At 46.0% G+C, this 13,479-nt stretch carries 13 protein-coding genes; 3 read left to right on the forward strand and 10 right to left on the reverse strand.

Annotation, left to right across the window (positions count from 1 at the left end; translation table 11 throughout):
- Nucleotides 1-273 precede the first annotated feature (273 nt).
- From rplT to KI659_RS14075, 7 genes are all read right to left on the reverse strand, one after another.
- Nucleotides 274-618: a 50S ribosomal protein L20 gene (gene rplT / locus KI659_RS14045; RefSeq protein ID WP_213946001.1), complete on the reverse strand. Its 345-nt coding sequence runs from the start codon at nt 616-618 to the stop codon at nt 274-276.
- Between the two features lie 102 nt (nt 619-720).
- On the reverse strand, nt 721-915 hold the full coding sequence (gene rpmI / locus KI659_RS14050) for a 50S ribosomal protein L35 (RefSeq protein WP_143961388.1): 195 nt from the start codon (nt 913-915) through the stop codon (nt 721-723).
- A 25-nt stretch (nt 916-940) separates the two neighbouring features.
- Nucleotides 941-1,495 (reverse strand): translation initiation factor IF-3, encoded by a 555-nt coding sequence (infC, locus tag KI659_RS14055; protein WP_213946002.1) that lies wholly within the window; start codon nt 1,493-1,495, stop codon nt 941-943.
- Nucleotides 1,496-1,662: 167 nt separating this feature from the next.
- Complete coding sequence (gene thrS / locus KI659_RS14060) at nt 1,663-3,609, reverse strand: threonine--tRNA ligase (RefSeq protein WP_213946003.1); 1,947 nt, start codon at nt 3,607-3,609, stop codon at nt 1,663-1,665.
- A 256-nt stretch (nt 3,610-3,865) separates the two neighbouring features.
- Entirely contained in the window at nt 3,866-6,460 is a 2,595-nt protein-coding gene (locus KI659_RS14065) for a DNA gyrase/topoisomerase IV subunit A (RefSeq protein WP_213946004.1), read from the reverse strand.
- 120 nt (nt 6,461-6,580) lie between these two features.
- Entirely contained in the window at nt 6,581-8,485 is a 1,905-nt protein-coding gene (locus tag KI659_RS14070) for a DNA topoisomerase IV subunit B (protein ID WP_213946005.1), read from the reverse strand.
- Nucleotides 8,486-8,517: 32 nt separating this feature from the next.
- Nucleotides 8,518-9,006, reverse strand: coding sequence for a DNA topoisomerase IV (locus KI659_RS14075; RefSeq protein ID WP_213946006.1), 489 nt, complete (start codon nt 9,004-9,006; stop codon nt 8,518-8,520).
- 174 nt (nt 9,007-9,180) lie between these two features.
- On the opposite strand from KI659_RS14075, the gene KI659_RS14080 reads away from it, so the two are divergent.
- On the forward strand, nt 9,181-9,567 hold the full coding sequence (locus tag KI659_RS14080) for a magnesium transporter CorA family protein (RefSeq protein WP_213946007.1): 387 nt from the start codon (nt 9,181-9,183) through the stop codon (nt 9,565-9,567).
- On the opposite strand, the gene KI659_RS14085 is transcribed toward KI659_RS14080, so the two are convergent.
- Entirely contained in the window at nt 9,557-10,480 is a 924-nt protein-coding gene (locus tag KI659_RS14085) for an ROK family protein (RefSeq protein ID WP_213946008.1), read from the reverse strand. The two genes, KI659_RS14080 and KI659_RS14085, sit on opposite strands and share 11 nt — an antisense overlap.
- Nucleotides 10,481-10,528: 48 nt before the next feature.
- On the reverse strand, nt 10,529-11,014 hold the full coding sequence (locus KI659_RS14090) for a YkgJ family cysteine cluster protein (protein ID WP_246535420.1): 486 nt from the start codon (nt 11,012-11,014) through the stop codon (nt 10,529-10,531).
- Nucleotides 11,015-11,125: 111 nt separating this feature from the next.
- Here KI659_RS14090 and KI659_RS14095 point away from each other — a divergent pair, with 111 nt between their 5' ends.
- Nucleotides 11,126-11,485 (forward strand): arsenate reductase family protein, encoded by a 360-nt coding sequence (locus KI659_RS14095; RefSeq protein WP_213946009.1) that lies wholly within the window; start codon nt 11,126-11,128, stop codon nt 11,483-11,485.
- Here KI659_RS14095 and KI659_RS14100 read toward each other — a convergent pair.
- Nucleotides 11,482-12,309: a CvfB family protein gene (locus KI659_RS14100; RefSeq protein ID WP_213946010.1), complete on the reverse strand. Its 828-nt coding sequence runs from the start codon at nt 12,307-12,309 to the stop codon at nt 11,482-11,484. The two genes, KI659_RS14095 and KI659_RS14100, sit on opposite strands and share 4 nt — an antisense overlap.
- Nucleotides 12,310-12,541: 232 nt before the next feature.
- On the opposite strand from KI659_RS14100, the gene KI659_RS14105 reads away from it, so the two are divergent.
- Nucleotides 12,542-13,432 carry a 3-hydroxybutyryl-CoA dehydrogenase gene (locus KI659_RS14105; RefSeq protein WP_213946011.1) on the forward strand — a complete coding sequence of 297 codons (891 nt, stop codon included), beginning with the start codon at nt 12,542-12,544 and terminating at the stop codon, nt 13,430-13,432.
- The last annotated feature ends 47 nt before the right edge of the window (nt 13,433-13,479 follow it).

A 13,479-nucleotide genomic window follows, 5' to 3' on the forward strand; every position in this document is an offset into this window, starting at 1 on the left:
GGACAAAATGGCTATCAACAGCCTCTGTTGCTAGAATACGTTGTACATGGTACCTGGTACTTGGTACCCCTCCTAAGTATGAAGTGGTTCACAGTTCAGCCACGTTTGGTAAAAAAATAATGAATGTAGAATATCGAATGATGCTTGCCCACCGTGGCGGGAATAATGAAGTACACTTTTGTTACAGTCACGCAACTTAGTGCCTAGTACAACAAAAAAACCGCCCTACATATGCAGAACGGTTTTTGTATGAAAAATAAGCTTAGTGCTCGCTTATTTAACTTTTTCAACTACAGCTTTGAATGCCTCTGGGTGGTTCATGGCAAGGTCAGCAAGAACTTTTCTGTTAAGATCGATTTCTGCTTTCTTCAACATGCCCATCAATTGGGAATACGAAACGCCGTGCTCTCTGGCACCTGCGTTGATACGCTGGATCCATAGGGCTCTGAATTCTCTCTTCTTCGCTTTTCTGTCTCTGTATGCGTACTGTAAACCTTTTTCGTACTTGTTTTTGGCTACGGTCCAAACGTTGCTACCTCTTCCGAAGTAACCTCTGGTAGCTTTTAATACTTTTTTTCTTCTTGCTCTTGACGCTACCGCGTTGACTGATCTAGGCATAATTTTTAATTTTTGACTCTTGGTGCCCGAAGGGTCTTTAAACCAAGCATCTGGTGAATAATAACCTTAATTAATTTGTTTTGTCAGAAGTTAAGAATCTGATCAGATTCTCAACATATCTTTTACTCTTCCTTCGTCTGACTCGTGGACGTTGCCCATTTTGGTAAGATTTCTCTTCTGCTTGGTCGTCTTCTTAGTCAGAATGTGGCTTTTGTAAGCATGCTTTCTTCTGATTTTGCCGGTTCCTGACAATTTGAACCGCTTCTTTGCACTTGATTTGGTTTTTACTTTAGGCATTTTTGCTGTATTTATTTAGTTGAAATTATTTCTTGTTACCTGCTTTGGGAGAAACGAAGATGTTCATGCGCTTACCTTCCATCTTGGGAAGCTGCTCCACCTGACCGTACTCTTCCAGTGCCTGTGCAAATTTCAATAAAAGCATCTCGCCTCTCTCTTTAAACACGATCGTCCTACCCACAAAGTGCACATAGGCCTTCACCTTGGCACCCTCTTTCAGGAAGTTGATCGCATGCTTGAGCTTGAAGTCAAAATCGTGATCGTCCGTGTTGGGTCCGAATCGGATTTCTTTGACTACTGTTTTTGCTGCGTTGGCTTTTATCTCCTTTTGCTTTTTCTTCTGCTCGTACTTAAACTTCGCATAGTCAATCACCTTACATACGGGCGGGTTGGCGCTGGGAGAAATCTCAACAAGATCAAGGTCATTTTCCTGGGCCAGCCTTACTGCTGCATCTGTAGCCATCACGGCATTGCCGCCTTCTACAAAATCCCCCACTACCCTGACCTCGCGGGCCCTGATCTTGGAATTTACCTTATATGGTTCTTCTTGTCTCGGTTTAAACGGTTTTCTTCCTCTCAAAATAGTTATGGTTGTTTAATGAATTTGACTGCAAATATCGCAATAATTTTTATTTTATAAAAATCAAAGAATTAATTCCTTAATTTATTTAAAGATGGAGGATGTCGGATGCCCTTTCTGCAGGGGTTAAAATTTTTTCACCCCTATAGAAAGGATTACCGTCTTCTTTAATTCAAACTCTCCGTGATGATGTTTTTGAAATAGGCTACAAATTCCTCTACTGTGAAGCTTCCGAGGTCGCCCTGACCGTGTTTGCGGACAGAAAGCTTGCCTTCGGCCTGCTCTTTTTCACCCACGATGATCATGAATGGCACTTTCTTCATTTCTGAATCCCGGATCTTGCGGCCGATCTTCTCATCCCGGTTGTCCAGGTTGCCACTGATGTCGGCATCCTCAAGCTGCTGCTTGATCTGCTCGGCGTAATCGGCAAATTTTTCGGAAATCGGCAGGATGTTGATCTGCTCGGGAGAAAGCCAAAGGGGGAAATTGCCTGCACAGTGCTCAATAAGCACGGCCACAAATCTTTCCAAGGAACCAAATGGTGCCCTATGGATCATCACAGGCCTGTGGCGCTGGTTATCAGAACCCACATATTCGAGTTCAAATCTATTAGGTAAGTTATAATCTACCTGTATAGTTCCAAGCTGCCAGCTTCTACCCAAGGCATCCTTGACCATAAAATCAAGTTTAGGCCCGTAAAACGCTGCTTCTCCAAGCTCGGTCACGGTATCCAAACCCTTCTCCTTGGCCGCCTCAATGATATCAGACTCAGCCTTGTCCCACAGAGCATCCTCTCCAATATATTTCTCCTTATCCTCAGGATCTCTCAGGGAGATTTGCGCGGTATAATTCTCAAAACCCAAGGCTTTGAACACATACAACACGAGGTCAATCACCTTGATAAACTCTTCTTTCACCTGGTCAGGACGGCAGAAAATATGCGCATCATCCTGGGTAAAGCCCCTCACGCGGGTCAATCCGTGCAGCTCACCGCTCTGCTCATATCTATAGACGGTCCCGAACTCGGCATAGCGAATAGGAAGGTCCTTATAAGACCTTGGCTTATGTTTGTAGATCTCGCAGTGGTGCGGACAGTTCATCGGCTTAAGCAAGAACTCCTCCCCCTCATGCGGTGTGGCAATGGGCTGGAAGGAATCTTTTCCATATTTGGCGTAGTGGCCAGATGTCTCATAAAGTGCCTTATGGCCGATATGAGGTGTCGCAACCTGCTGATAACCGGATTTGTCCTGAGCCTTCTTCATGAAGTTAACCAAGCGCTCGCGCAATAGGGTGCCTTTTGGCAACCAAAGTGGCAAGCCCTGTCCCACCTTTTCGGAGAAGGTAAACAGCTCAAGTTCGCGGCCCAACTTACGGTGGTCACGCTTTTTTGCTTCCTCAAGCAATACCAGGTATTCCTGAAGTTCCTTTGCTTTTGGAAAAGTAACCCCATAAATTCTGGTAAGCATTTTATTTTTCTCATCCCCTCTCCAGTAGGCACCGGCAACATTCAATAGCTTAACAGCCTTGATGAAACCTGTATTTGGAATATGGGGTCCACGGCAGAGGTCGGTAAAATTGCCCTGCTCGTAGAACGTGATGGTACCGTCCTCGAGGCCTTCGAGAAGGTCCAGTTTATATTCGTCCCCCTTTTGCTCGTAGTAGGCAACGGCTTCTGATTTGCTGATTTCCTTGCGGGAGTATTCGTTTTTCTGCTTGGCCAGCTCGATCATTTTCTTCTCGATCTTTTCCAGCTCGGCCCCGTCGAAGGTCCTGTCCCCAAAATCAACATCATAGTAAAAGCCGGTTTCAATGTTTGGTCCAATCCCAAACTTCACCCCTGGGTAGAGGGCTTCCAGTGCCTCTGCCAGCAAGTGCGCCGAACTGTGCCAGAAGGTTCCTTTCCCCTCTTTGTCGTTCCATGTCAAAAGTTGCACCTCGGCATCCTGGTTGATCGCACGGGTGGCATCCCATACCTCACCATTCACTTTGGCTGCAAGAACGTTTCGGGCCAATCCTTCGCTGATACTAAGGGCGACTTGGTGGCCGGTGATTCCTTTGTCAAACTGCCTGACAGAACCGTCGGGCAGGGTAATGTTGATTTGTTGTTCAGACATTTTTAAAATATACAGTGTAAAACATGGCACCTTTACAAACAGGTGCGCTATTATCTTACAAATATGACCAAGATATGGTTAAATGTAAAATTGTTTGAGGTTTATTGTCCGCTGCGCGGACGCTTATGGTTTATTAGTACATAGTTTATAGACCATAGTCCATAAAACTAGAAAAGTCCGTGTGGATCTCTCCACACGGACTTTCAGTTGTCAAACGCCTTAAGCTTTAAACTATAAACTTCAAACCCTAAACATTTTAAAATAACCCCAACTGTTCCTCGTCATCATCTTCATCGACACTTAGGTCTACGCTGTCTCCGACGGTGAGATCGGCTGGGTTTTCTTCTTTTTTGGGTTTGACGGGAGCCAGAAGGGATATGCTTTTGACCGTGTGCGAGGTTAGTTTGTTCCCCATGGCTTTCCAGCCCTTCACGTCGATCAGCATGTCCACGTCGTAGATTACCTCTTCGGTTTCCTTGCCTTTTTGAAGCTTCACCTTCACCTGAGGCTGCTCCTCAGTGCTGACTACCTCCAGCTGGCTGTTTCTGTGGTCAGATATGAAGTTGAATTTCTTGTTCACGGTAGAAGTTTCCACCATAAAGCGCTTGACAAAATATGTCTTGGAGGTGCCGTCAAAGTAGATGGCTGAAATCACCTTTTTGGGGTCAAATTTCTCCAAAAGCAATAGGTCCTTGGACTCATATCTATTCGTCACCTCAAAAGAGGTTAGCTCGTATTCCCCGTTTCGGTACACGGCAATGATCTTGTCATCCCCCAGGAAGTTGTCCACCAATCGGCCCCTTCCATCTGTGTTCAGCCTGCCGATATGTTCATCGTAGTAGATATCCAAACCGCCAAGGGTAGAGACGCCTTCCATTTTCAATTGGATCTTGCGAACCGGGTATTTGGTCAGGATATTTCCTCCTGCACCCCTACCCTTGATTTCAATGGTGGAGAAGTCAAAGTCAAAAACCTTCACCCTAGCCTTACTTCCTTGGGTGAGGTAAACGGTCACAATTTCCGCCTCACCATTGGGATTTGCTGTGAAGTACATCACCTTGGAACCTTTGGTGCCTTTGGTAAGCACATATTCCCTGTCACGGGTGACGCTGAGCACCTGGAATCTTTTGACCATGGCCCTACCCGAGCCGCCGTCGAGATAGATCAAGTTATAAACCATGCGCTCATCCCCTTTGCGGTAAACCGCTACGTGGATGATGTCTTTGCCTACAAATACCTTGTCCTGGATTTTGGTCACCTGGGCCGTGCCGTCACGTTTGAAGACAATAATGTCATCCAAGTCGGAACAGTCGCAGACAAACTCATCCTTTTTCAAACCGTAACCGATAAAACCATCGGCTCTGTTTACATACAGTTTGGCATTGTTGGCTGCCACCACGGTGGCCTGAATGTTTTCGAAAGCACGGATTTCGGTTTTTCTTTCCCTTCCCTTGCCATATTTATCCAGCAGGCCTTTATAATACTTGATGGCATATTGGGTCAGGTGGTTGAGGTTGTAATTCACCTCTTTCAGCTCTTCCTCCAATTTGCGCATCAGCTCATCGGCCTTGAAAGCATCAAATCTGGAAATCCGCTTGATCTTGATTTCAGTCAGCCTTACAATATCCTCAGTGGTGATCTCCCGATAAAAATCAGGTTTGTAGGGTTCCAATCCCCTGTCGATGGTTTCGATCACCGCATCCCAGGTTTCACACTCCTCAATGTCGCGGTAGATCCTGTTTTCGATAAAGATTTTCTCCAAAGAAGAGAAAAGCAGTTTCTCCATCAACTCCGCCTTACGGATCTCAAGCTCCCTTTTGAGCAGCTCCTTGGTCTGTTTGGTGTTGTAGGAGAGAATATCGTTGACGGTGAGAAAGACAGGCTTGTCTTCTATAATCACACAGGCATTTGGCGAAATGGAAACCTCACAATCGGTGAAGGCATACAGGGCGTCGATGGTCATGTCCGGAGACTGTCCAGGTGCCAGCTGTATCTGGATTTCCACTTCAGCAGCCGTGTTGTCGGTTACTTTTTTGATCTTGATCTTACCCTTATCATTGGCTTTGATAATGGACTCGATCAAAGAGTTGGTGGTGGTACCATATGGTATCTCCTTGATCAAAAGAGTTTTGTTGTCCTCTTCCTCGATTTTTGCGCGAACCTTTATCTTTCCTCCTCTGATCCCCTCGTTGTATTCGGAAAAATCCCCCAATCCCCCGGTAGGGAAATCTGGAAGCAGGGTTGGACGTCCGCCTTTTAGGACTTCTATCGAACCTTCGATCAGCTCGATAAAGTTGTGGGGCAATATTTTGGTAGAAAGGCCTACAGCGATCCCCTCCACTCCTTGTGCCAAAAGCAATGGAAACTTGACCGGCAAAGTAACCGGCTCCTTTTTCCTTCCGTCATATGACAGTTGCCATTCGGTTGTCTGTGGGTTAAAGACCACATCCAGGGCAAACTTAGAAAGTCGCGCCTCGATATATCTGGCCGCTGCCGCGCCGTCGCCGGTACGGATATCGCCCCAGTTGCCCTGGGTTTCGATCAAAAGGTCTTTTTGGCCAAGATTTACTATGGCATCGCTGATCGAAGCATCCCCGTGGGGGTGGTACTGCATGGTCTGCCCGATGATGTTGGCCACTTTGTTGAAGCGCCCATCATCCATTTCCTTCATGGCGTGCATGATCCTACGCTGCACGGGCTTGAAACCATCCTCAATGGCCGGCACCGCCCTTTCCAAAATCACATAGGATGCATAATCAAGGAACCAGTCCTTGTACATGCCCGTCACGGGAATCGACTCGTGCAATTCCTCGTCGTTGTCCAATGGTCCGTTGTTTTCTAAATCACTCATTTAAAACAAATATTTCGCGATACTGTAATTTTTATAACCCAAGCCTCAAAATATGAAAAGCATCAAAAAATTTCATCAATAATGCAATCTCTAGCATTTTTGCATTATTACTGCAATAATTTAGGCCGTTATTTTTTCTTCCTCCTTAGCTTTCCTTTTAGCTTCCTCTTCCTCCTTTACCAAATCCTTTTCAATCTTGAGGTTGTCAATGATGAAATTTTGGCGGTTAGGGGTGTTTTTGCCCATGTAGAAAGTCAACAGGTCGGCAATCTTGGTGTCTTTGCCCAAAATGATCGGCTCCAAACGGATATCCTCACCTATAAAGCCGCCAAATTCATTTGGGGAAATTTCACCCAGCCCCTTAAATCGTGTGATCTCCGGTTTGCTACCCAGCTTCATGATCGCCCGCTGCCTTTCCTCATCGGTGTAACAATAGATCGTTTCCTTCTTGTTTCTTACTCTGAAAAGCGGGGTTTCCAAAATATAAAGATGGCCGTTTTTCACCAAATCGGGGAAGAACTGAAGGAAGTAGGTCATGATCAGCAACCTGATGTGCATTCCGTCCACATCGGCATCGGTAGCGATCACAATTTTCCTGTATCGCAGGTTTTCAATCCCGTCTTCAATGTTTAAGGCATGCTGAAGGAGGTTGAATTCCTCATTTTCATACACCACCTTTTTGGTCATCCCAAAGCAGTTGAGCGGTTTTCCCCTCAAGGAGAATACGGCCTGGGTCTGCACATTCCGGGATTTGGTGATGGAACCTGATGCAGAGTCCCCCTCGGTGAGGAAAAGCATGGTTTCATTTTTCTTCTCATCGCTGGCTTTGGGGTCATCATAATGCACGCGGCAGTCCCTGAGCTTCTTGTTGTGCAGGTTTGCCTTTTTGGCTCTTTCGTTTGCCAGTTTCTTGATGCCGGAAATTTCCTTGCGCTCACGTTCGGACTGCAGGATTCTTTTCAGCAGGTTATTGGCCGCATCGGGATTCTTGTGCAGGTAGTTGTCCAGCTCGGTTTTGATGAAATCATTGACAAACGTCCTCAAAGTGGGCCCGTCCGGCCCGATGCTCTGGGAGCCGAGCTTGGTCTTGGTCTGAGATTCAAAAACAGGTTCCTGGACCCTCACCGCGATGGATGCCACGATACTTTGTCTGATATCAGAAGCATCGTAATCTTTTTTGTAAAACTCCCTGACGGCCTTGACGATCGCTTCCCTGAAAGCGGTCAGGTGCGTACCTCCCTGGGTAGTGAACTGTCCGTTAACAAAGGAGTAATACTCCTCCCCATACTGGTTGCTATGGGTCATGGCCATTTCAATGTCATTGCCTTTCAGGTGAATGATGGGATACCTGCGGCTGTCCTCATCCACTTTTCTGTCCAAAAGGTCATGAAGTCCTCTTTCGGAAAAATACTTCTTGCCGTTATAATTGATGGTAAGACCGGCGTTCAGGAAGGCATAGTTCCAGATCTGGTTTTCCAGGTATTCGGGAATGAAATGGTAGTTTTTGAAAACGCTGCTATCCGGGGAAAAAGTGATTTTGGTCCCGTTTCGGTCGGAGCTTTTCACTATGGGCTTATCCTCTTTCAGAACGCCCTTCTCAAATTCCGCGACCTTGGTTTCCCCGTCGCGGTAGGATTGCACGCGGAAGTATTCCGACAAGGCGTTTACCGCTTTGGTACCGACCCCGTTTAGCCCGACAGATTTCTGGAAGGCCCCCGAGTCGTATTTACCACCGGTGTTGATCTTGGACACACAGTCGATGACTTTCCCCAATGGGATGCCCCTACCGTAGTCCCTTACCTCCACCTTGTGTTCACTGATCTTGATATCGATGGTGCGGCCGTGGCCCATCATGTGTTCATCGATACTGTTATCGAGAATTTCCTTTACCAAAACGTAAATCCCGTCATCCTGGGCGCTCCCGTCCCCAAGCTTCCCGATATACATACCGGGTCTGAGGCGGATGTGCTCCCTCCAATCCAGGGATTTGATACTGTCTTCTGTATATTGAACGTTTGACGCCATAATATGCTTGATTCAGATGAATGTTAAATTAATCAGGACCTAACCTGGCTTAACTTTTTGCCTAAAATAGCAAAAAGCAGGATAATCCAAACTACCATGAACACAGGAATCATGTAGAAAAATGGACTGAACTCCTCTGTCTTGATCTCATATTGGTTGTTGATGCTATGGATAAAGAAGGCAATGATCACCATGGAAACGTTTAGAATTCCCGCAAATGAATAGATCCAGCCCAACATTTTGTCGCTAAATGGGTCTCCTGTGGGGAAAAGCTTTCTTAGGTTGGTGGTGGCTTGCTTTTCTACCATTTTCCCTGAAAATACAACAATCAGGTTGATGATAATGAAAGCTCCGATTCCAAAATAGAAGAAGGTATCCCTGGCGACCGACTTGACCGGCATGCCTGAAGCATCTAGCTGGTAGGCGACATTTTCGGGAAGTGCCGCGTAGATGTACATGAAAAGGATGATAAAGAGCAGAATAGAAAGGAAATGAAAGGCTTTGGCAAATCTTCTGTACATAATCAGTATTTAATTAAGCCGCTAATATAGAATTTTTATGGGAATCAAAACGGCCTGTGCGAGGGAACACCTTGCCTATAAGTCTTATTGGGCCAAATTAATTCCCTGAGTCAAAGTATAATATCCTTATAAATATATTTTTGCTTACTTTTGTGGCCAGAAATCCCAATCATTATGTCCAGAATCCCCCAAGTTCTCCTTACCCTATTGGTTTTTGCCACACTTTCCTGCACCGGCCCGCTTGACACCGGGATTATCGATACGGAGGAGTGGAAAAAGGACCGATACGGCTGTCTGGGACTGCGACTGGCCTATGAAAGCGAAATAAGAAGTATCAAAAATTCCTTCTTGGGCAAAAACAACCAGGAGCTGATCAAAACCTTTGGCAGGCCTGACCGTGTGGAGCTGGTGGACAAAAGCCAAACCTTCTTTTTCTACTTTCTGGAACCTTCCTCCAACTGCGAAGGGGTGGAAACAGAAAAAGAACCTCTAAAGGTTCTTTTCCGCTTAAATTCTATAAACAAGGTCAGCGAGGTGACCGTGACTACACTCAATCCATAAAACATAAAGCTGCAGCCCCCAAGGTTCCGGCATTGTTTTCCAATGTCGCCTTTTCCATCCTCAGGTCGGAAAGGTAATATTTGGTCAGGTACTGGCGCACTGTTTTTTCCAAAGAAGGCATCATAAACTCCAAGCCTGCGGAGATGCCGCCGCCGAAGTAAATTTCATTCACGTCCAGGATTCTCACCGTAGACACGATGGCCTCCCCCATGATGCGGCCCACTTCCTCAAAAACCATCAGGGATACCTGATTGCCGGCCTTGGCAGTGTCCACCAGCAAGTGGGTACCCAATTCCTTGTCCAGGAGTTCGCCTGCTTTTTCGGGATAGGCTTCTATCATTCGCTGCATGATGCGGAGTATCCCGTTTCGGCCGATGAGTTTTTCCAGCCCCTCGTTGCCTCGGGAAAGCATATGGCCCATTTCCATGGCATTGCCCCTGGCTCCTTTGAAAATCTCACCATTCATGACCATGGCACTCCCGATCCCGGTACCCATGGTGATAAAAAGAAAGTTGGGAGAGGTTTGTGACACCCCAAATTTGAGTTCCCCGAATGCCGCGGCAGCCGCGTCATTTTCGAGGTAAAAGTTGATGTCTTTATAAAGCTTCTGAAGAGATCCTTTGAGGTCAAATCCGTTGAGCGCCGGGATGGCGGGGATTTCCAGGGTGGTGGTTCTTTCTTTATTGACCAGACCTGGCAGGCCTATGCCGACATTTTTGACTTCCGGAAACATGTCCAGGTATTTGCCGATTACTCTAAGGAAACAAAGATTAAACCCGTCGGGGTGTTCTTTATATGGTCTGGTATCCTCTTTAAAAAAGGAGACGATTTTACCTTGCCTGCTTACCAAGCCAATTTTCAAATGGGTACCGCCAACATCCACCCCCAAAAAATGCTCTTCTTGTTGATTCATATCTAATTTTAATAGGTTTAATTGCCCTAAGATAGCAAAGAGAATGATTTACTTCCTAAATTCCCGGGAAAAGACTTGAAAAATACGTAAAACTGCAGGACATACCAAAGTGTTGCGCAGGGTCAAGGCCAATATGCCTGTCATGTTTTTGCGGTCGGTATGGGGGTATTCCCGGCAGGCCTTTGGACGGTCTTCATAAATCAGACAGGTGTTGTCGTCCAAAAGAAAGGAACAGGGGCTTTTTTGCAGCACATAGTCCCCCTCTTCGTCCATCCGCAGATAGGTATCGATAAACTCCCCCGTTTTCATCTTCAGGGTTTTGCTTATCCTTTCAATGTCAGTGGAAATGAAGATGGGGCTGGTGGTTTTGCAGCAGTTTGCACAACTCAGGCAGTCAATCTCCCTAAAGGAATTCTCATGCTCCCGGTGAAACATCTGATCCAGCTCCTTGGGCTTGACCTTGCGCAGCTTATCCTTCAGCTTCTTATTGGAAGAATATTCGCTTCTGCTTATATTTTCAAAACCTTCAGTCAACTACCACTAATTAATATTACCCTTTATTTTAAATATTAAATATTTTACCTTCTTTTATTTGCATTTGAATTGATTTTATTCTAATTTCAAATACACTTAAAGCCACATAATATGAAGATGCATCCAAATGAATTGTTCTTCTACTATACCCCCGATCACTCTATAGACAAGAAGGCCAGAGCTTATGCCCGATCCGTATCCCGATATGTGAATGAAATCAACATAGAAAAGGAAAAAATCACCACTACCGGTTGGCGCACCATTTTGGACAAGCTGGACCTGCGGCCCAAAGACCTGCTCAACCGTGCCCATCCCGATTACCAGGCGCACATAGCAGGCAAAACCTGGGATGATGAGAGCTGGCTGCAGATCTTGGTGAAATACCCTCACCTGATCAAAGCACCCATTGCCATCAAAAGGGAGAAAGCGGTGCTTTGCCTTAAGCCTAACGACATTCTTAAACTTAATTAAGTAAGATGGATGCCATCTGGCTCAATGGTGATTTTTTTATCCTTGTATAGCTGACCGATTGACTGTTTAAAATGTTTTTTACTCATACCCAGCACTTTTTGGATTTCTTCGGGGGATGATTTATCATGGAGGGGCAAAGATTTGCGGACTTTTAGAATCTCGAGAATTTTTTCCGCCCCTTTTTCATATTTTTCTCTGGTAGGCGCCTCAAGCATGAGGTCGACCTTTCCGTCTTGCCTTACCTTTTTGACAAATGGGCTGACCTTGTCCCCTACGGCCAAGTTGCGGAAAACCTCATTCTTGTAAAGAAGCCCCTCAAACTTACCTTCGATAAGCACTTTGAATCCCAGCTCCGATTCATCGAACACCACTCCTTCGACTTGCTGCCCGGGTTCGTAACCCTGCGTATCAGTCAAAATGAAATCCTCGTATTTGGACACGCCGATCAGTCTGTTGGTTTTGTGATCCACACAGACCATGACCAGATACTTCTCGCCCTCTACCATATCCTTGCCCATTTCGGACTTGGGTACAAAAAGGTCCTTCTGCAGGCCCCAATCCATGAAGGCTCCAAACTTGGTGATTTCCTTGGCTTCCATCACCGCAAACTCATCCACAATAGCATTTGGCCTGTTGGTCACGGCTACGGGGCGGTCCTCGCTGTCGGTATAGACAAACACTTCTATTTCTTCCCCTTCTTTTTCATCACCTTTCAGGTATGATTTGGGAAGCAAAACTTCCTCTCCGTCTCTTAAGGCCAAATAGGCACCGTTGGGTGTGAAGCGGTTAATCAATAGGCTGCTGATCTTTCCAAGTTCTTTCATAATTCGGATATAGGGTTTTTAGAATCCACAAAATTACGCATTAATCCCAAAGGAATGGAACAAACCCTTCTTTTTCATCTTCAAAGCCTTCCTTATGCACCAAACAATATTTTGAAATTTTTGTCCCAAATTGGAAAACGCCAAATATCCCTGTATTTTAGGCCTTGCAAAAAAGCAAAACAAATCGGGCCGATTGGGCCTTTTTTAACCATAAACTCAAATATCAAATTTTATGAAGCATATTTCTGTGATCGGATCAGGGACCATGGGCAACGGTATCGCCCACGTTTTTGCCCAGAAGGGTTATCAGGTATCCTTAATCGACCTCAACCAAGACGCCCTAGAGCGCGCGATCGGCACGATCAGCAAAAACCTTGACCGGCAGGTTAGTAAGGAGCTTATCTCCGAAGAGGAGAAAAACCAGGCTTTGGCCAATATCAAAACTTTCACCAAATTAAACGACGGGGTGGCTGATGCTGACCTGGTGGTAGAAGCTGCCACTGAAAACGTGAAAGTCAAGCTGGACATCTTCAGAGAGCTGGATTCCATCTGTGCTGAAAAAACCATTTTGGCCACCAACACCTCCTCGATTTCCATCACCAAGATCGGCGCGGTGACCAGCAGACCCAACAAGGTGATCGGCATGCACTTCATGAACCCAGTACCGGTAATGAAACTGGTAGAGGTAATCAGAGGTTATGCCACTTCCGATGAGGTTACCAGCCGTATCATGGAGCTTTCCAGCAACTTGGGCAAATCTCCGGTGGAAGTAAACGACTACCCTGGCTTTGTGGCCAACAGAATCTTGATGCCTATGATCAACGAGGCCATCTATACCTTGTATGAAGGCGTGGCTGGCATTGAGGAAATTGACACGGTAATGAAACTGGGCATGGCTCACCCAATGGGTCCCTTGCAGTTGGCGGATTTTATCGGGCTGGATGTCTGCCTTTCCATTCTTAGGGTATTGCATGACGGTTTTGGAAACCCAAAATACGCCCCATGCCCACTTTTGATCAACATGGTGGAAGCTGGCTACATGGGTGCAAAGTCCGGTGAAGGTTTCTACAAATATGTCAAAGGAAGCAAGGAGCTGGTGGTTTCCGAGAGGTTCAAAAAGTAACTCTCTTAGCTTCAAAAAGATAGCCTGTCTCCCCTAGAGGCGGGCTC

The sequence above is a fragment of the Litoribacter ruber genome (genome assembly GCF_018449405.1).
GTDB lineage: Bacteria > Bacteroidota > Bacteroidia > Cytophagales > Cyclobacteriaceae > Litoribacter > Litoribacter ruber.

Coding starts and splice junctions, on each gene's coding strand:
- rplT (WP_213946001.1), bottom strand. CDS start 618: ATGCCTAGATCAGTCAACGCGGTAGCGTCAAGAGCAAGAAGAAAAAAA.
- rpmI (WP_143961388.1), bottom strand. CDS start 915: ATGCCTAAAGTAAAAACCAAATCAAGTGCAAAGAAGCGGTTCAAATTG.
- thrS (WP_213946003.1), bottom strand. CDS start 3,609: ATGTCTGAACAACAAATCAACATTACCCTGCCCGACGGTTCTGTCAGG.
- KI659_RS14065 (WP_213946004.1), bottom strand. CDS start 6,460: ATGAGTGATTTAGAAAACAACGGACCATTGGACAACGACGAGGAATTG.
- KI659_RS14070 (WP_213946005.1), bottom strand. CDS start 8,485: ATGGCGTCAAACGTTCAATATACAGAAGACAGTATCAAATCCCTGGAT.
- KI659_RS14075 (WP_213946006.1), bottom strand. CDS start 9,006: ATGTACAGAAGATTTGCCAAAGCCTTTCATTTCCTTTCTATTCTGCTC.
- KI659_RS14080 (WP_213946007.1), top strand. CDS start 9,181: ATGTCCAGAATCCCCCAAGTTCTCCTTACCCTATTGGTTTTTGCCACA.
- KI659_RS14085 (WP_213946008.1), bottom strand. CDS start 10,480: ATGAATCAACAAGAAGAGCATTTTTTGGGGGTGGATGTTGGCGGTACC.
- KI659_RS14095 (WP_213946009.1), top strand. CDS start 11,126: ATGAAGATGCATCCAAATGAATTGTTCTTCTACTATACCCCCGATCAC.
- KI659_RS14100 (WP_213946010.1), bottom strand. CDS start 12,309: ATGAAAGAACTTGGAAAGATCAGCAGCCTATTGATTAACCGCTTCACA.
- KI659_RS14105 (WP_213946011.1), top strand. CDS start 12,542: ATGAAGCATATTTCTGTGATCGGATCAGGGACCATGGGCAACGGTATC.